Here is a 16,810-nt window from a genome sequence, read left to right as displayed (position 1 = left end):
CAGTGGCAGGGCGGGCGAAGCCGCACCATGTCACATCGCGGCGCCCGGCATCAACCCGCCGGCGCGCAGAACCGGGCGGGCCGAGGCCCGCTCCGGCTGCATGCCTACTTCTGCCGGCACAGCTTAGTGGCGGAAGTGACGCATCCCGGTGAAGACCATCGCCAGCCCGGCCTCATCCGCCGCCGCGATCACCGCGTCGTCGCCCAGCGACCCGCCCGGCTGGATCACCGCGCGTGCGCCAGCCTCGGCCGCTGCGAGCAGGCCGTCGGGGAAGGGGAAGAAGGCATCGGACGCTACGGCGCTACCGACGGTGCGCGGCTCGCTCCAGCCCGCAGCCTCGGCCGCCTCGCGCGCGCGGATGGCCGCGATGCGGGAGGAATCGCGCCGGTTCATCTGCCCGGCACCGATGCCCGCCGTCACACCATTCTTAGCATAGACGATGGCATTGGAGCGGACATGCTTGGCGACGGTCCAGGCGAACAGGCAGTCGGTCAGTTCCTGATCGGTCGGCGCCCGCTTGGTCACCACCTTGAGGTCATCGCGGCTGATGCTGCCATTGTCGCGCGTCTGCACCAGCATGCCGCCCGCAATGGACTTCATCGTCATGCCCGCGCGTGCCGGATCGGGCAGCGGGCCGGTGAGGATGAGCCGCAAATTCTTCTTCTTCGCGAACACGGCCCGCGCCGCATCATCGGCATCCGGCGCGCAGACGACTTCAGTGAAAATCTCGGTGATCGCTTCTGCCGTCGGCCCGTCGAGCGGCCGGTTGACTGCAATGATGCCGCCAAAGGCCGACACGGTGTCGCACTGGAAGGCGGCGCGATAGGCGTCGATCAGCGTCTCGCCGGTGGCGACGCCGCAGGGATTGGCGTGCTTGATGATGACTACGGTCGGCGGCCCGTCGCGGAACTCGCTGACCAGCTCCATCGCCGCATCGGCATCGGCCAGATTATTGTAGCTCAGCTCCTTGCCCTGCACCTGCCGGTGATCGGCAAGGCCGCCCTCGGGCGCGAAGGCCGGCAGATACAGCGCGGCCTGCTGGTGCGGGTTTTCACCATAACGCAGCGACTGGCCGAGACGCAGCGGCACCGCCATGCGGGGCGCGAACGGCTCGCCCTGATCCACCGTGGCGAACCAGCTGGCAATCATGGCATCATATTCCGCCGTCGCGGCATAGGCCTTGGCGGCGCAGAGGCGCCGGAAATCATAACTGGTCGCGCCGCCCTTCTCGTCCATCTCGTCCATCAGACGCGCATAATCGGCCGGATCGGTGAGGATCGTCACGCTGGCGTGGTTCTTGGCCGCAGAGCGGACCATCGAGGGACCGCCGATATCGATATTCTCGATCACCTCGTCGCGGTCCGCGCCCTTGGCGACGGTGGCAGCGAAGGGATAGAGATTGACCACGACGAGATCGATCGCACCGATCTCATGGGCCTCCATCGCCGCGACATGTTCGGCATTGTCGCGCACCGCGAGCAGGCCGCCATGCACCTTGGGGTGCAGCGTCTTGACGCGCCCGTCCATCATCTCGGGAAAACCGGTGAGGTCCGAAATATCCTGCACCTCGAGCCCCGCCTCGCGCAGCGCCTTGGCCGTGCCGCCGGTGGAAACCAGCTCCACGCCATGGCGCGCCAGCGCGGCACCCAGCTCGAATAGCCCGGTCTTGTCGGACACCGAAAGGAGTGCCCGCCGGATCGTCACATCCTGCATCTGTCTTGTCCTTATCCCGATTTCTTGAGCAGCCAGCCGATGCTTGTTCCGCCCGGCCCCGTGGTGGCGCTCACCACGAGTTGCTGCGTGGGGTGGGGCCTGCCTTCGCCGTCCACCCAGAGGCTTTCTTCCACTGCGAGTTCCCCGGCGCCGACCCGGAACTGCCACAAGGCACCGCTGGGCAGACGCAGCAACGCGCCCTGCCGGTCAGCGGTCAACGTCGGCTCGATATCGGGGCCAAGATGGAAGCGGATGGCGAGCGGGCAGCTGACCGGCTTGCGGCGGCGGCTGCCGGGCAGCAGCACGTCCTCGCCGCGCAGTTCCCGCCCTTCATGCGTGAGAACCAGCGTGCGCCGATGCAAATGGCCAAGGCGCCGCGCATAGCCATCATGCGCAATTTCGAGCCGGCTGCCCTGCTCATGCTCCTGCCGATCCAGCTCGACTTCGCTCACGCCCTTGCCGAGCGCGCCATCGGGGAGGATCGCGGTGGAATTGGTATCGTCCAGCACCAGCGTCGAATGCGCCGCCGTTGTGCGCAGACCCTGGGTGAGATCAGCCGGGAGAGAAGCGCCCGCCAGTGCCGCGCCGCCGCAATTGACGATGAGCCGCACCGGCCCGTCCGAGACTTCCAGCGCCGTTGTCGAAGCGCAGCCATTGGAGGCCAGCCGGGCCACCGGTGGCGGGGCCGCATCGACCTGAACGACAGTCGTGCCGCCACTCAGCCGCTGATAGCCCCAGTCGCGTGCCTGCCGCAGCGGCCGGGCGCGAATGCCGGAGGCCGCGACGATAGCTGTGATCCGGGCCGGATCGAGCGGCGCCCCGCCCTGCCAGCTTCCGGGCGCGCCATCGCCATGCAATATGCCGAGCAGGGCCGCGACGATGCGCTCCATCGTTTCAGCCAGCCAGGCCGGCAGGTCGGCGCGGCGGACGTCATAGACGGCGCGCAGCATCGCCAGCAGCGTGATCGCCTCGACCTGCTCCAGCGGCGAGCGGGAAATGATGCCGCCATCGCTCGAAAAGCCCGTCTCCAGCGCGCGCCGCAGCCCGGCCTCGCCAAATATCCGTCGCGGATCGCCACCGGGCAGCAACAGGCCGGCCGCGACGATGCCGGTCCACGCGATCACGCGCGGCAGGCCGAGCGGCGCCTTGTCCGCGCCCCGATCGAGGTGACGCGCCGTGCGCGCGATGCTGTTGAGCACCAGGCTGCGGTAGACGAGATCGTTGCTCGAGAGGATCAGCGGCGAATAGGCTGTCCAGTACAGGATACGCCATCCGGCATTATCGGCACGCCAGGCAGGGTCGGTCGGCTTTTCGGCATGGGCGGTCAGCCAGGCCCGCATCTGCGCCTCGGCAACGGGCACCGCATTGTCCCGCGTGGTGGCGGCCGCCAGATCGCGCATCCAGCGAAAGCTGTGGAGATAATCCACGAACTCCGCCGGCTGCTCGATGCGGCGCCAGTCCAGCGTGGCCACGGGCTGCTTGAGGCCGCGAAACAGGAAATAGCCCGCCCGCAGCGCCTTGCCCGCCCGCGCGTCGCCCGGAATGCCGTCATCCGGCACGGCGAGCAGCTTGAGCGGATATTTGCCCTTGAGCCGCATATTGTGGAACGGCGTCGCCCAACTGAGGCGGTAGAAGTGATTGGCCAGCCGCTCGGTCAGCGACACACCGCGATCGTCCGAGACGCGAATCAGCCGCTTGCCCCGCTCAATACCGTCTTCCACCGGCGGTTCCGGGGGCGGCGTAGGCGTGGGGAGCGGCCGGGCGCTCATCCGCCCCTCAGCATCCGGATGTTGTCGGCATAGGATGCCGGGCCACCCCGGAAGGTCGCGGTGCCCGCCACCAGTACATCGGCCCCCGCCGCAATGACGCGCGGGGCGGTGACGGCATCCACGCCGCCATCCACTTCCAGAGCGATCTCCTTGCCGGTCTTGTCGATGGCCTTGCGCACCGCCTCGATCTTGCGCAGCTGGCTATCGATGAAGCTCTGGCCGCCAAAGCCGGGGTTGACGCTCATGATGAGGACCAGATCGAGATCCTCGAGCAGATAGTCCAGCATCTTGGCCGGCGTGCCGGGATTGAGCGAAACGCCCGCCTTCTTGCCCAGCGCCTTGATCCGCTGAACCGTGCGGTGAATGTGCGGCCCGGCCTCGGGATGCACGGTCAGGATATCCGCGCCGGCCTCCGCAAACGCATCGAGGAAGCTGTCCACCGGCGAGATCATCAGATGCACGTCGAGCGGCTTCTGGGTATGCGGCCGCAGCGCCTTCACGACCATCGGGCCGATGGTGATGTTGGGCACGAAATGCCCGTCCATCACATCGACATGGATCCAGTCGGCACCCGCCTCGTCGACCGCGCGGACCTCCTCGCCCAGGCGCGCGAAGTCAGCGGAGAGGATCGACGGGGAAATACGCACGGATGGCATCATGAATTTCGCTTAACCCTGCGATTCGGACAGTGCAACTGCCACAGGCCGAAAGTTGTGGATGGATTGCGCCGCGCGCGCCCTAAACCGAGTCAGAGCGGGACAGGCTCGCGATGAAGAATCCATCCAGCCCGCCCGCCGGCATCAACGCACCGGGGAAAAGGCGCAGCACATGCCCGTCCGCCACGAGCCCCTCGGGCAGCAAGGCCGTGTCGATCGGCCGTGGCAGCATCTCGGGATGGTTCGCGCGCAGGGTGTCCATCTGCGCCTCGCCTTCCTCGGGCTCCAGCGAACAGGTGGCGTAGACCAGCACGCCGCCAGGCTTCAGCCAGCCCGACACGCGCGCGACGAGCGCCGCCTGGATTTCGGTCATCTCGGCAATCTGTGGTGGGCCAACGCGGTGCAACACATCCGGGTGACGCCGGAAAATGCCGGTCGCGCTACAGGGCGCATCGAGCAGGATCGCCTCGACAGGCGCGTCCGGCGCCCAACTGGTGAGGTCGGCGCGCAGCACCGCTGCCTCAAGCCCGGTGCGCGTGAGATTGGCCTGCATCCGCTCCAGCCGGCGCTGGGACTGGTCGACGGCGGTGACGCGCCAGCCCCCAGACGCAAGCTGCATGGTCTTACCGCCTGGCGCCGCGCACAGATCGAGCACGGAACGGCCTCCCCCCACCCCGAGCAGCCGGGCCGGCAGCGAGGCGGCGAGGTCCTGCACCCACCACTGCCCCTCGGCATAGCCGGGGAGGGCTGTTACCTCGCTATCCGCCGGCAAACGGACGTGACCGGGCATGAGTGACACGCCGCCAAGCCGCTCCGTCCATTCGTCAGTCGTTCCGGCATCGCGCAATGTGAGATCGAGCGGGGGGCGGTGCGCGATGAGCTGCCGCGCCGCGGCGACGACCTCTTCGCCCCACGCCTCGCCCCAGCGCGCCTCAACTTCGTCCGGCAGGCGAGGCGCCTCGGGGAGGGCCAGCTGGCGCCGGAACAAGGTGCCAAGAACGCCATGAACGAGCTTGCGCGGCCCGCCATCGACCAGGGGCAGGGACGTCGCAATCACGGCATGAGGTGGTGTTTCGAGGATCAGCGCCTGCGCCAGCGCCAGCCGCAGCACCATGCGCGCCTTCGCGTCCACGGGCAGCGGACGGGCGGTTGCGCTGTCGATCAGCGCATCCAGTTCCGTCATGTAACGCAGCACCCCGGCCGCGATGCCATGCGCCAAGGCGCGGTCTGGCGGATGGCTGATGTTGCGGGCTGCAGCCCCCAGCGCCTGTTCGAGCGGCTGCCCGCGCCGGATCACAGCATCGAGCAGGCTGAGCGCCGCTCGCCGGGCAGGGAGACCGGCAGGTTGGGCATTTTGAGGGACGTGCTGCGATTTGGCGGTTGGGCGGGACATGGCTTGGCCCTATAACAGCTAAAGTCGATACGTGGCCGGGAAATGCCGCTTATGGCATCATCAGGTCACGAACCGCGTGCCATTGGCACGAAAACGGAGCACTAAAGCGTGGGAAAACGCCCCGATCATCTCAAGCCGCCGAGCTACCTTTCGAAAAGCCCGCCGGTGCCCCAGCCAGAGGAAGCCCCGGCGCAGCCGCGCCCTTCTGACGAGGAGCTGGACCCGACCCGCTTCGGCGATTGGGAGCGCAAGGGCATCGCCGTTGATTTTTGAGCGCCGCCCCTTGCACGCAATGTGGCATTTTTTTGGCGTTCGGCTTGGTTCAACGCAATTTTCAGATGCACTCTCGGCGGCTATCATTCATATAGTACACTTAACACTCCACAAAGAGAGTGGGACGAAGAGTCGGTTCGCTGGTCTTGGGGCGAGATGCCATTGTGTCTGCTGTGATGATCCCACCATCATGCCGATGCGCGCTGTTGCCTGACGGATGAGCAACGTGTCCGATTCCCACCGAACTTCTGCTTCGCCCGGTAACAATGCCGGTGTCGAGCAAGGAACGCCGGTCGGTTCTCCCACGCCGACCGGCGAACCGCTTAATGAAGACCAGCCCGATCTTTTCCCCGGCGCACGACCTGCGACTGCGCCTGCCGATGGCGATGCTGCGCTGTTGCAGGCGGTCGGCCGCCTGATTCTCGCCTGGGGCCAGCTTGAGCGCACAACCGCGGACAAGGTCTCGACCATGCGCGAGTCGTTCGGCGATGTGCGCTCCGTCGGCGGACGAACCCGCCCCACACTGCAAAAGCTGCTCGCCGAACTGCGCGCGCTGGTCGCCATGCGCGACCGCCACGATCAGGATGCGCTGGCGGTGATCGCCACCATCGATGGCAGCCTCCAGCGCACCGCCCAGTTCCGCCAGCTGATCATCGACGGCGCACAGGGCGCATCCGGCAAAATCCTGAATTGCCGGGATATCAAGAACTGCCCGCTGGAAATCGGCCTGCGGGAAGTCGAGCGGGAGGCCGCCTCGCTCGACCGGATCTGCGCGCAGATCGCGGAAATCTAGGCGAGCGAGGCGAGGCTGATCTTAGCGCGCGCTGGCCAATTCCAGCTCCCGCTCCACCTCCTGCTGGCCCTCGTCGATCTGGATGATGATCGCCCTGTAGCCCTGCCGCAGCAGCTCGCCCAGCCGCTGGACCGTGTTGACGACGATCGGAGGCCGCGCCGGACCAACCGCAGCGCTGGCGGGCGCGATTACGCCCAGCGTGAGATTGGCGGGCAGGATGATCTCGCCCGTGCCGGTCACCTGACCGCCGACGGGCGTGATGAACGTGTCCGTGATAATCTGGTTCGGGTTGATCTTGCCGCCAGCCACTACGGGCTGATCGTTGACCACGAACGACCCGTCGCCATTGCTGCTGATCTCCTTGAACACACCCTCGATGGTGCCGCCGGGCGCATCGACGACGAGCGCGCCGCCGTTGACCTGCACGTTGAGCGGCGTGTTCGACTGAAGCGAGATCGTGCCGCCCGAGCTGATGGTGCTGGTCACCGCGCCCGGTGCCGCCACCGACACGGCGCCACCGGCGTTGATCGCGCTGGAAATGCTGCCCGTGCCCGAGGTGACCGAGGCGCTGCCCGCCGTGACGATCTGCGAACTGATCGATCCGGCACTGGCCAGCACGGTGACCGGGCCGGTCGCCTTGATCGATCCGCTCACATTGCCGGACCCCGCCAAGACGCTCACGCCCCCGCCGGCATTGACCGTGCTCGATATGCCCGACTGCGAGGCGATGGACGCCGAGCCCCCGGAGGTGACGGACGAGCTGACCGGCCCCGTCGCGCTCAGCGCCACCGGCCCGGCGGCCTGGATGGAGCCACCCACGCTGCCGCTCGAGGTGAGCGAGACGCTGCTTTGCGAACTGACATCGCGCGAGACATTGCTGGTGTATGCAAGCTGCACCGGGCCACCCGCTATGATCGAGCCCGTGCCCGAACCGCCCGCGCTCACCGCCACGGAGCCACCCGCCACGATGGGGCCGCTCTCGCTGCCAGTTACCGAAGCGCTCACATTGCCGAGCGTATCCAGCGTGTTCGCGCTGAACAGCTGGTTGCCACTCAGTTGCGAGGTGAAGTCGCCCGCCAGCTTGACGGTTGCGGCGGAGAAGTTCCCGCCCGTGACGGACAGGCTGCCCAGCCGCACGCTTTCGCTGCCCAGATTGCCGAGGCTGACGTCACCATCCCCGGTGGCACCCGCAAGACCGGTGCCGGTGAGGAACGCCACGCTTTGCGCGGCATTGGCGGTGCCGATCAGATTGGGGCTGATCGCGATCGACCCGCCGGGACGCGCATCGAATTGGGTGAGCGCCTGTGTCAGGCGCAGCGTTGATCCGGTCGCCGTTCCGCTGAACGTCAGCCCGCTCGCCGTGTAGCTGCTGCCGTTCAGCACGACCTGATTGCCGATTACACGCGTTGCGCCGAGCCGGGTGATCTGGCCGATATTGCCCAGAGCGACCGTGCTCGCATTGAGCGTGAACGTCTGGCCACCGCCTGCACCCCCGTTGATGCCGAGGAAACTAGCCACCGCCAGCGCATCGACCGTGGTGGCGCCGGCCAGCGTCGTGGCGCCGTTCACGGAGAAGCTGGTTGCGCTGTACGTGCCGGCCAGCGTCGTCGCGCCGGTGTAGCTCTGCGCTCCCGTCGTGACAGTGCCCGCGGTCATGATCTGACGCCCGGTCGCCGTAATGCTGCCGACGTTCACCGACCCCAGCTCGATCGCGCCTTGCCCGGCGTCCACGGCCAGCGTCTGGGGTCCGCTGACGACACCCAGACGGACAGCCCCACCGTTCGTCACCAGCGTGGTTGCGCCACCGAGCATGGTCGCGCCATCCACGCGGAAGGCGCCTCCGCCTGTGCTGAACGTGCCGGAGAGGATGGTCGCGCCGGTGTAGGTCTGGGTGGCGGTCGTTGCGATGTTGGAGGCCGAGAGCATCGTGCCCGTGGCGTCCAGACGACCGATTGCCGCGCTTCCGATGGCGGCAGTGTTGCCGCTCAGGCTCAGCCCATGGTTTCCGTCGACCGAGGCAAGGCTGATCGTGCCCGCCGGCGCTCCAATCACCATATCCCCGGAGAGGGTGAGGAGACCGGCGGCGGTGAAGCCGCCCTGTCCCACCGTCACCGAGCCCCTGACACTGCTGCCAGCCGCGCCGCCGCCAAGTGTCATCCCGTCCAAAGTCGCGCCCTCGAAGATGAGCGCGCGCAAGCCGGACAGGCTGGCCGCTTCGCTATAGCGGCCGGCACCGACGAAGATCGCATCACCCATGCTGGAGCCGTCGAGCGCCGACTGGAGCGAGAGCATCGCCGTCCCCCCAGCATCGAGCTGCCCCTCGCCGACATAATAGGTGCCGCTGCTCGCCGTGCCAGACCAGCCCTGAACAAGGCTCGCGTTTGCCGCTGCAAGGTTGACGGCATAGTCGAAGGCGTCCTGCCGGCTCTTCTGGAAGAAGGTGAACTGCGCGCCGTCCTGCCGGTGCTCAGCATTCCGGACGATATAGTCGTAGCCCAGGATATTAATCGCACCTGGCGCCGTCATCGTGGAAGAATTCTGCAGGTAGAGGCCGTTCGATTCACCGAAGCTGTTGCTCGCCTCGATCGCGATATTGGTGAGTTGCTGGGTACTGCCACCACCGTCGATGTTGTTGGCCTGATAGAGCGCCAGCCCACCCCAGGCATTGCCGGCCGTCTGGCTGTTGCGCACAATGACATTGGCGCTGTCGGTGATCGAAATGCCGTTGCCGGCCACGACGCCGCTGACCGAAACCCCATCGATGATCGCGCCGACGACGGCGTTCAGATCGAGACCGGTTTTGTGCGATCCGCTGATCGCCACATCAGTAATCGCAAAGCCGGTGTTGCGAGAGTCGGCATCGCCGCGCTTTTCAACCTTGATGCCATAGGTAGAGCTGGTGTTCGCTTGCGAGCCGAGCAACGCGAAACCGCTCAAGGCGACATCGTCGGCATTCACTCTTATGCCGTAATGGCCGTGCCCGCTGGCATCGATCACGGTCAGCCCGGAGCCTTGGCCAACCACGTCGATATCCTTTGTGATAAACAGCGTGTCGGTGAGACTATGGGTGCCCGCCGACAGGTTCAGCCTGTTGCCATCTTGGCCCAGCGCCAGGGCGCGCCGCACAGCATCCGGGCCGGATGCCGTGGTGACGAAGAGCTGGCCGGCCACCACATGGGCGAGACCCGCGCCGGCCACGTCGACGCCATGGGTAATCCGATCTTCGACAGCGAAGAGCTGGTCCAGCGTCAGTGCGCTCGCCAGCACCCCGTTGAAGCTGACTCCGGTCAGATCGAGATCATTCGCGCTGCGCCACACAATATGCTGCACAGTGGCGTCACCCGCGACGAAATTGTTGCCGCTGCCGAAGCTGAGTGTCCCCCCGCCGGCGACATTGGTCGGCAGGTAGAAATCATAGCGATTGTTGATGAAGCTGTTGCCGGTGATGGTCGTCGCCGTCGGCAGGCCAAAGCCGGGCTCGACAGCCAGAACCTGATTGTTGTTGGTGAAGATGTTGTCGGTGAGGTTCAGCGCCTCGACGCCGCGCATCATCAGCACGGCGCCGTAGGTGGCTTCGCCGCCGGGAGTCCAACTGCTCACGCCGACATCGCTGACGCTGTTGCCGACGAAATCGACGGTTCCGGCGCGGAACGCCTTGAAGATCGCGCCAAACGAGAGGTCCGAATCGCCGCCATTGCGCACGATATTCTGGGCGATCGTTACATCCGGATAATCGAAGTCGCCGCTCTGCTGCCGGAAGGCGATGTGCCCTGCCGTGTGGTCGAGCAGATTGCCGCTGAACACGACACTACCAATCTGTGCGCCGTCACTGGCGCCGCCGGCGCCGCTGCGCGTATCGAACGCTGCCCAGCCGCGGATATTGAGGAATTCCGAGCCGGTGATCGCGATATCGCCGCCAATCTGCCCGCCAATGAAGCCGTGACGGCCCGCGGCATTTTCGCCGTCGATCCGCACGCCGCTCAGGGTCAGCCCGGTGATCGTCCCGCTGTTGCTGATCACCGCGGAGCCGGCCGAGCCCCGCACCGCAAAGTTCCGCAGGGTCAATCCGCTCGGGCTGCCGCTGATCGTCATGCCGCCGGTGATGACCGTCTCGTTCATGCCCGCGCCACTCAGGGTCAGCGCCTTGGTGACGGCTGCGGTCTCTTCATAGGTGCCGGCGGCGACATTCACCGTCGCGCCGGACCGCGCATCGCCGATCGCGGTGTTGATCGACAGACCTTCGGCCACGGTGAAGATGTTGGTCAGGCCGCCCGGGCCGTATCCCTCGATCGAACTGGCCGCAGCATTGCCCACGTCCCGCGCGAAGCTGAGCGCATCCGCCAGATCCGTGCGATAGAAGATGAACTGCCGGTCGAGATCATCGCTGCGATGATCGCTGTTGCGCACCGCATAGTCGAAGCCGGTCAGGTTGAGCTGGCCGAACTGCTGCGTGGTCGATTCAAGCTGGCTGAACAGACCCAGCTGTTCTTCGAAGCTGTTGAGAGCAGCATCGATGGTGATGTTCGTCGTCTGCCCGTTATAGCCGCTGCTCTTGTTGCTCTGATACAGCGCAACGCCGCCCCAATCATTGCCGAGCGTATGCACGCCCTCCAGCACCACATCGGCACTGTCGGTGATCTGCACGCCAGCACCCTCCGTGAGAATTGCGTCATCGGCGACGCTGCGGCCATCGGCGGTGAAGTTGGTGATGCGGGCGCCGACCACGCCATTGAGGTCCAGTTCGGCTCGCCGCGAGCCACGCACCGTCACATTGCTGATCGCAAAGTCGTGGACCCGCTCGCTCGTTCCGCCCGGCGTGCTGACATGCCCCGCCGGATTGGGCTGGACCTTGATGCCGTAATTACCGCCGGCGAGCGTGCTGCCATATAGCGTGAAATTCGACAGAGACACATTGTCGGCAAAGACGGAGATCGTCCCGAGCCCGTTGCCGCTGACCGCGCGCCCATCGAGGATCACGCCGCTTTCCGACTGGCCAGTCAGGGTCAGCGCCTTGCGGATGACGAGTTGCGAACTGCCAAGATCGTAGGTGCCGTCCCGCACCTCCACCATGCCGCCGGACACGACGGCGTTCACGCCAGCCTGTACCGACGACAGAGGCGTCGCCGCCGATCCCTGAGCGCCTCCAGAACCGTTTGTTGCGACCGTGACATGCGTTCGGTTCGAGGCGGTATAGGCCTGGTTGAACACGGACATACCGCCATTGGCGCCGCTCAGTGCCAGCAGTCGCGCCTGCTCCTCCAGAGAGATATTGGCGCCGAGCAGGCCGTTTCCGGACGTGGTCGTGGTGCCGTTCCACACCCCGTTCAGATGCAGGTTCATGCCCCACTCGTTGCCGAAAGCACCCGCGCTGTTGCCGCTGATCACGAACCCGGGGGCGGAACCATCGACATATTGGAGGGAAATGCCGCTCTTTGTATTGTCGATCAGATTGCCGGTGATCCGCAGATCGGCGACATTGCGTCCATCGACGAGAATACCGTTGCGCACGCCAATGATGCTGTTGCCGGCGATCGTTGCGTTATCTGCGCCATTGAGCAGCGCGATGCCACGCGTAACCGAGCCTCCCCAATCAAAACCCGATGCGGTCGCTCCTTCGGGCAGCGTACCGATGAACCGCATGCCGGTAATCGTCACGTCATCGGCATTGACGGTCAGGCCGTTGATCTGCCCGCCGGTTAGCGGGAGCAAAATTGTCGCGAGACCATCTCCATTTATGGTGACGTTGTTACGCGAAACGGTCGCGCCGGCGGCGTAGATGCCCTCGCCCAGGTTCAGCAGTGTGCCACCGGCGACGGTGCCGATCACACCGAGCGCATCCCCGATCACATCGCCATTGCCGCTCACATCGGCACCGCCGATGCTGAGGGACATTTCCAGCGCCCCATTGCTTACATTGATCTGCCCGGCCCCGCCGATGCGGGCGCCCTCCACGAGCATATCGCCAGACACAGACAGCGCCGAGGTGACGTCGATCCCGCCGGCCGCTCTCGCACCAACCAGACCGTCCGCACCGGCATCGATGGTTCCGCTCATCGCAAGGTCACCGCTCTGGGCGAACAGCACGACCGTCCCGTCGGGTTCGGAGGTCATGCCGGACGCCGTGAGCGTGCCGCTATTGACCACCTGATCGATCAGGGCTCCGGCTGTCCGGGCGGTGAGCAGGATCTGGCCGCCGCGCGCGGCAATCGTGCCGCTGTTCTCGACCAGCGCATTGTCCGCGCCGAGGCCGATCTCGAGAAAGCCGGTGCCATCCAGATCCAGCGTAGCGCTGCTACCCGAGGCGAGCACGACGCGCCCCAGCCGGGCCGAAATCACGCCCTGATTGCGCACGCTCGGCGCAAAAAACGCGGCAAGGCCCTGATCGGCAATGCTGATATTGGCGCCGGCGCTGACCACGATCTCGGCTGTCGATCCCTGCATACCGGTGAAGGCGAGCGGGCCGCCGTTCATGAAATCGGCATCCACCACATTGGCGCTGCTTGCGATCAAACCGCCGACGTTCACGTCCGCCGTGCCGGCAAACATCACACCATTGCTGTTGATCACCCCGACGATCCCGTTGGCATTGAGCGACCCGGCAATCTGCGATGGCGCGGTGCCCCCGACGACGCGGTTCAGCACAATGGCGCTGGCGCTGGGCTGTGAAAAGGTGACCTGCGCGTTCGACCCGATGTCGAAGCTGTTCCACTCGATCAGCGCCCGATCGCTCGTCTGGGTGATGGCGAGGCTGGAGGAAGCAGGCGCGCCAATGGTGGCGCTGCCGCCGACCACGACGCCGCCCGTCGGCAGGGCATTTGCGTCCTGCGCGAGAACGGGGCGTGCGCTGGCCAGCGCGAGAATGGCTGCCGAGAGCAGCAGCGCGGTCCGGCGGCCCCGAAGGGGTGAGAGGGCGGGCTGTGCTGCGAGAGTGGACGTGCTCATATCAGGTCTCCACGAAATCGGAACGATCGGCGCGACGAGGGTCGCGCCGGCTCAGTAAGCGGCGCTCAGGGACACGAAGATGCGGCCATCCCGGTTGCCCTCTGCGCTGACGGCGCGGCGGACGGGCTTGGCGTATTCCATCGAGAGGCTGAAACGGTCGGCAATGCCAGCCCGCAGGCCGGCGCCATAGGATCGCAATCCGGCGCGCGGGCGCTCGCCTGGCAGCAGATCGTTCTGCCAGACACGGCCGCCTTCATAATAGACATAGGGTTCGACCGTCCCCATGCCGCGCGCGGCGATGGTGTAGAAAAGCTCCACCTTGCCGGCGATGCCCTTGTCCCCGGTGATTTCGGAGGGATCATAGGCACGGCCATATTGGGCGCCGCCCAAGCCGAACTCCTCGGAGGCCAGCAAGCTTTCGGCCGACCACTGACCTGTGGCGCCGAGCAGAAGATGCAGGCCGCGATAGAGGGGCTGCACCCGCGTGACTTCGCCATTGAGACGGGTGAACATCGCCGATGCGGTACCCCGTGATTTCGCGGGGTCGCCCAGCCTTGTCGCATCGAAAACGTCGAGCCCCTGCGTCACGGAGGCGCGCAGCGTCGTCTGGCCGCCCAGCCGGTCGGCATGATTGCCCAGCAATTCGGCGGTGACGGTCCGAATGCGGTCATCGAAAACCGGATCGATCAGGCGATTGCGGGAACTGCTCTCCCGCGATTGCCAGGAGAACCGCCCGAGAACGTTGGTCTGCCGGCTGCGCACCAAGGGGTATTGGAGAGCAAGGCCCCAGCTGAAGCTCTTGCCCTTCACGGCCAGCACTCGCAGCTCGTCGCCCGGCTTGGTGCGCGCAAAGCTGGCAAAGCCGCTCATCCGCAGCCCGGAACCGCCGAGCGGCTGATCATAGGCGCCGGACACGAAGGCCAGTTCACCGCTTTCGTCGGGCGCGGCCACCGCGGTGAGTGCGAGGCGTCCGCCCAGCTGCGCGAGATCGTTGAAGACCAGCCCTCCGAAGAGTTGCACCGGCCCGAGCCAGCGCGATCCGCGATTATCCACCGCGACGAAGGCCTCAATCGGTTGGCGCGCGACGAGAAGAGAGAGGTCGGCGGCCCCTTCGTCGCTCGACGGGGTCAGCACGGCCCGCACGCTGGCGCCTTTGAGGTCGCGTGCGAGCAGCAGCGCACGTGCGAGATCATCGCCCGAGGTCGGCCGCTCGGCCCGCACCGGCGCGAAATAGCCTTCGAGGAGCGGGCGATAGCCGCCGGGATCGCCCTCGACGCGCACGTCACCGATGAAGCCCTCGACAATGTTGATCGTCGCAACGCCGTTTTCGATACGCTGCGGCGCGACCACCGCGCGGGACAGCACGAAACCCCGGCGCCGATATTCCGTCGTCACCGCTTCGGCGAGCCGGAAAAGGTCGGCCAAGGTGATGTCGCGGTTGAGATAGGGTTGGGCCAGAGCGTTCAGAACGTCGAGCGGCACCGCGGTCGCTCCCTCGAACCGGATGAGGGAGAGGCGGAGCGGCGCCGTGCTCTCCGGCGCAGCCTCCGATGTGGGCGCCTGCGGGAGTTCCGCCGGCGAGACCGAGGGCATGGCCGGCTGCCCGCGCAAACGCTCATCGACCCGCCCGGGATCGACAGTCTGCTGCGCGTGCGCGGATGTGCCCGCCAGCGCAATGGCGGCCAGCAATAAGCTACGAGTCGTCATGGTCATTCCGATCCCCTTGTTCCCCATCGGAAAGTGATTGAGCGCCACGATGCAGCCCCCCTGCATCGCGGTGTGCGAGCGCCGTCAGGCGGCTCTGAAATCTTTAACGAGAGCGGTTGTCGCGCGGCGGTCGGTAACCGTGACAGGCTGGCGGCCAAGTCCCTGACCGGCTGAAGCCCGACCCGCCTCTTGCTCTTGCTGCAAAGCCCGTGATCGCAGGGCGCCGCAGGGCCGCCTCACCGTGCCGGCCCGCTCATTCTGCGGTGACAAGAATGTGAGAGACGCCAAGCCTCGCCATCGCGCGCGCCACATTCGGCGCGCGAAAACACGCCTGTTTTCAAGATATTCAAAGGAAAACCCGAATAGCTCCGCTACGGAGCATGGTGGCTTTCGAAGGCTCCTGGGGGAGCCCGGAAGATCACGCGGTGTCATGTTCGACCTTTCGGCAACCCCGCTATCCTGAAGGCTCAGGACCGGAGGCTTTGCGTCCCGCCGTTACCGACGGTTTGCCCTTTCGAGATCATGGCGATCTCATCGGTCTGTTAATGGGCATAGTTAATCGAGCCCGTCAAGGTTAATGAGAGCCGATTGCAAAGATGAAGGATTAATAGAAATTTCACACTGACCCACGTTTGCGTAAAAATTTCGTAGATTCCGGAATGATCCGGGCATTTGCGAAGATAAGGAGCGAAATTTGTCTTATGGCATCGCGGGGTCGCCAATCGTGGGTCGCAATTGCTCTGCGAGATTGCGCTGAAGACTATAGTTAAACTCTATTTAACTGACGTAGACCCTGGGATTTGGACATGCTCACTATAATCAGCGGCGGCGCGGCCGACTCTTCGGCGGCCAATTGCTTACGCCGCAGGCCCGGACAGACCCACGCACAGAAGCGCTCCGCGCGTCCATTCAGACTGCCGGCGCTAGCTTTATCGCTGCAAGGAATCCGCGCGCCTTGTGCGCCGGACGACTCGTCAGAACGGAATTTCGTCGTCGTCCAGCCCGTCGTCGAACGCGCTGCTGCTCGAGCGCGCGCCACTGCCGCCAGACGAGGAGCGACCACCGCCGAAGTCGTCATTACCGCCGCCCCAGCTATCGTTGCGGCTGCCGCCACCACCGCCCTGACCGCCGCCACCGCCGCCGCCCTGGCCGCCATCGAGCATCGTCATCACAGCGCCGGGGCCGGAGAGCACGATCTCGGTGGAATAGCGGTCCTGCCCGTTCTGGTCCTGCCATTTGCGGGTCTGCAGCGAGCCTTCGAGATAGATCTTCTTGCCCTTGCGCAGATATTTTTCGGCAATGCCGATCAGGCCATCCGAGCGGATCACGACGCTGTGCCATTCAGTCCGCTCACGGCGCTCACCGGAGGCGCGATCGGTCCAGTTTTCCGACGTCGCGATGCGCAGATTGCAGATGCGTCCGCCATTGCTGAAGCTCTTCACTTCAGGATCGGCACCGAGATTGCCGACCAGAATGACCTTGTTGACGCTGCCTGCCATGGAGCTCTCCGAAAAACGCGACGAGGATAGGAAATCGAACGGCTGCTTATAAAGCTGAACGGCGT

At 65.7% G+C, this 16,810-nt stretch carries 9 protein-coding genes and 1 riboswitch; of the genes, 2 read left to right on the top strand and 7 right to left on the bottom strand.

Translation table 11 applies throughout. From position 1 onward, the window contains the following. Positions 1-123: 123 nt before the first annotated feature. The 4 genes from purH to M2339_RS14785 all read right to left on the bottom strand — a co-directional run bounded on the left by purH (position 124) and on the right by M2339_RS14785 (position 5,531). Positions 124-1,713 (bottom strand): bifunctional phosphoribosylaminoimidazolecarboxamide formyltransferase/IMP cyclohydrolase, encoded by a 1,590-nt coding sequence (purH, locus tag M2339_RS14800; protein WP_264588089.1) that lies wholly within the window; start codon positions 1,711-1,713, stop codon positions 124-126. 11 nt (positions 1,714-1,724) lie between these two features. Further along, positions 1,725-3,482, bottom strand: a complete 1,758-nt coding sequence (locus M2339_RS14795) for a heparinase II/III family protein (protein ID WP_181561169.1) — start codon at positions 3,480-3,482, stop codon at positions 1,725-1,727. After that, complete coding sequence (gene rpe / locus M2339_RS14790; protein WP_264583806.1) at positions 3,479-4,141, bottom strand: ribulose-phosphate 3-epimerase; 663 nt, start codon at positions 4,139-4,141, stop codon at positions 3,479-3,481. The genes M2339_RS14795 and rpe overlap by 4 nt, the downstream gene beginning before the upstream one ends. 79 nt (positions 4,142-4,220) lie before the next feature. Next, positions 4,221-5,531 carry an RsmB/NOP family class I SAM-dependent RNA methyltransferase gene (locus M2339_RS14785; protein WP_264588090.1) on the bottom strand — a complete coding sequence of 437 codons (1,311 nt, stop codon included), beginning with the start codon at positions 5,529-5,531 and terminating at the stop codon, positions 4,221-4,223. A 108-nt stretch (positions 5,532-5,639) separates the two neighbouring features. Between M2339_RS14785 and M2339_RS14780 the strand changes: the two genes are divergently transcribed. Next, positions 5,640-5,804 (top strand): DUF1674 domain-containing protein, encoded by a 165-nt coding sequence (locus M2339_RS14780; protein WP_264573935.1) that lies wholly within the window; start codon positions 5,640-5,642, stop codon positions 5,802-5,804. A 226-nt stretch (positions 5,805-6,030) separates the two neighbouring features. Continuing rightward, positions 6,031-6,597, top strand: coding sequence for a hypothetical protein (locus tag M2339_RS14775; protein WP_264577665.1), 567 nt, complete (start codon positions 6,031-6,033; stop codon positions 6,595-6,597). Between the two features lie 21 nt (positions 6,598-6,618). Here M2339_RS14775 and M2339_RS14770 read toward each other — a convergent pair whose 3' ends face one another. From M2339_RS14770 to ssb, 3 genes are all read right to left on the bottom strand, one after another. Further along, entirely contained in the window at positions 6,619-13,539 is a 6,921-nt protein-coding gene (locus M2339_RS14770) for a beta strand repeat-containing protein (protein WP_264606448.1), read from the bottom strand. 51 nt (positions 13,540-13,590) lie between these two features. Continuing rightward, positions 13,591-15,252, bottom strand: coding sequence for a ShlB/FhaC/HecB family hemolysin secretion/activation protein (locus M2339_RS14765; RefSeq protein ID WP_264588092.1), 1,662 nt, complete (start codon positions 15,250-15,252; stop codon positions 13,591-13,593). A 435-nt stretch (positions 15,253-15,687) separates the two neighbouring features. Next, a riboswitch (cyclic di-GMP riboswitch) is annotated at positions 15,688-15,767 on the bottom strand. A 453-nt stretch (positions 15,768-16,220) separates the two neighbouring features. Continuing rightward, positions 16,221-16,745 (bottom strand): single-stranded DNA-binding protein, encoded by a 525-nt coding sequence (ssb, locus tag M2339_RS14760; RefSeq protein ID WP_264588093.1) that lies wholly within the window; start codon positions 16,743-16,745, stop codon positions 16,221-16,223. Positions 16,746-16,810: the final 65 nt, after the last annotated feature.

The organism is Sphingobium sp. B2D3C (assembly GCF_025961835.1).
In the GTDB taxonomy this organism is placed as follows: domain Bacteria; phylum Pseudomonadota; class Alphaproteobacteria; order Sphingomonadales; family Sphingomonadaceae; genus Sphingobium.
Note: the sequence above shows the minus strand (reverse complement) of the source record. Positions and strands in the feature narration are given on the sequence as shown.

Coding starts and splice junctions, on each gene's coding strand:
- purH (WP_264588089.1), bottom strand. CDS start 1,713: ATGCAGGATGTGACGATCCGGCGGGCACTCCTTTCGGTGTCCGACAAG.
- M2339_RS14795 (WP_181561169.1), bottom strand. CDS start 3,482: ATGAGCGCCCGGCCGCTCCCCACGCCTACGCCGCCCCCGGAACCGCCG.
- rpe (WP_264583806.1), bottom strand. CDS start 4,141: ATGATGCCATCCGTGCGTATTTCCCCGTCGATCCTCTCCGCTGACTTC.
- M2339_RS14785 (WP_264588090.1), bottom strand. CDS start 5,531: ATGTCCCGCCCAACCGCCAAATCGCAGCACGTCCCTCAAAATGCCCAA.
- M2339_RS14770 (WP_264606448.1), bottom strand. CDS start 13,539: ATGAGCACGTCCACTCTCGCAGCACAGCCCGCCCTCTCACCCCTTCGG.
- M2339_RS14765 (WP_264588092.1), bottom strand. CDS start 15,252: ATGACCATGACGACTCGTAGCTTATTGCTGGCCGCCATTGCGCTGGCG.
- ssb (WP_264588093.1), bottom strand. CDS start 16,745: ATGGCAGGCAGCGTCAACAAGGTCATTCTGGTCGGCAATCTCGGTGCC.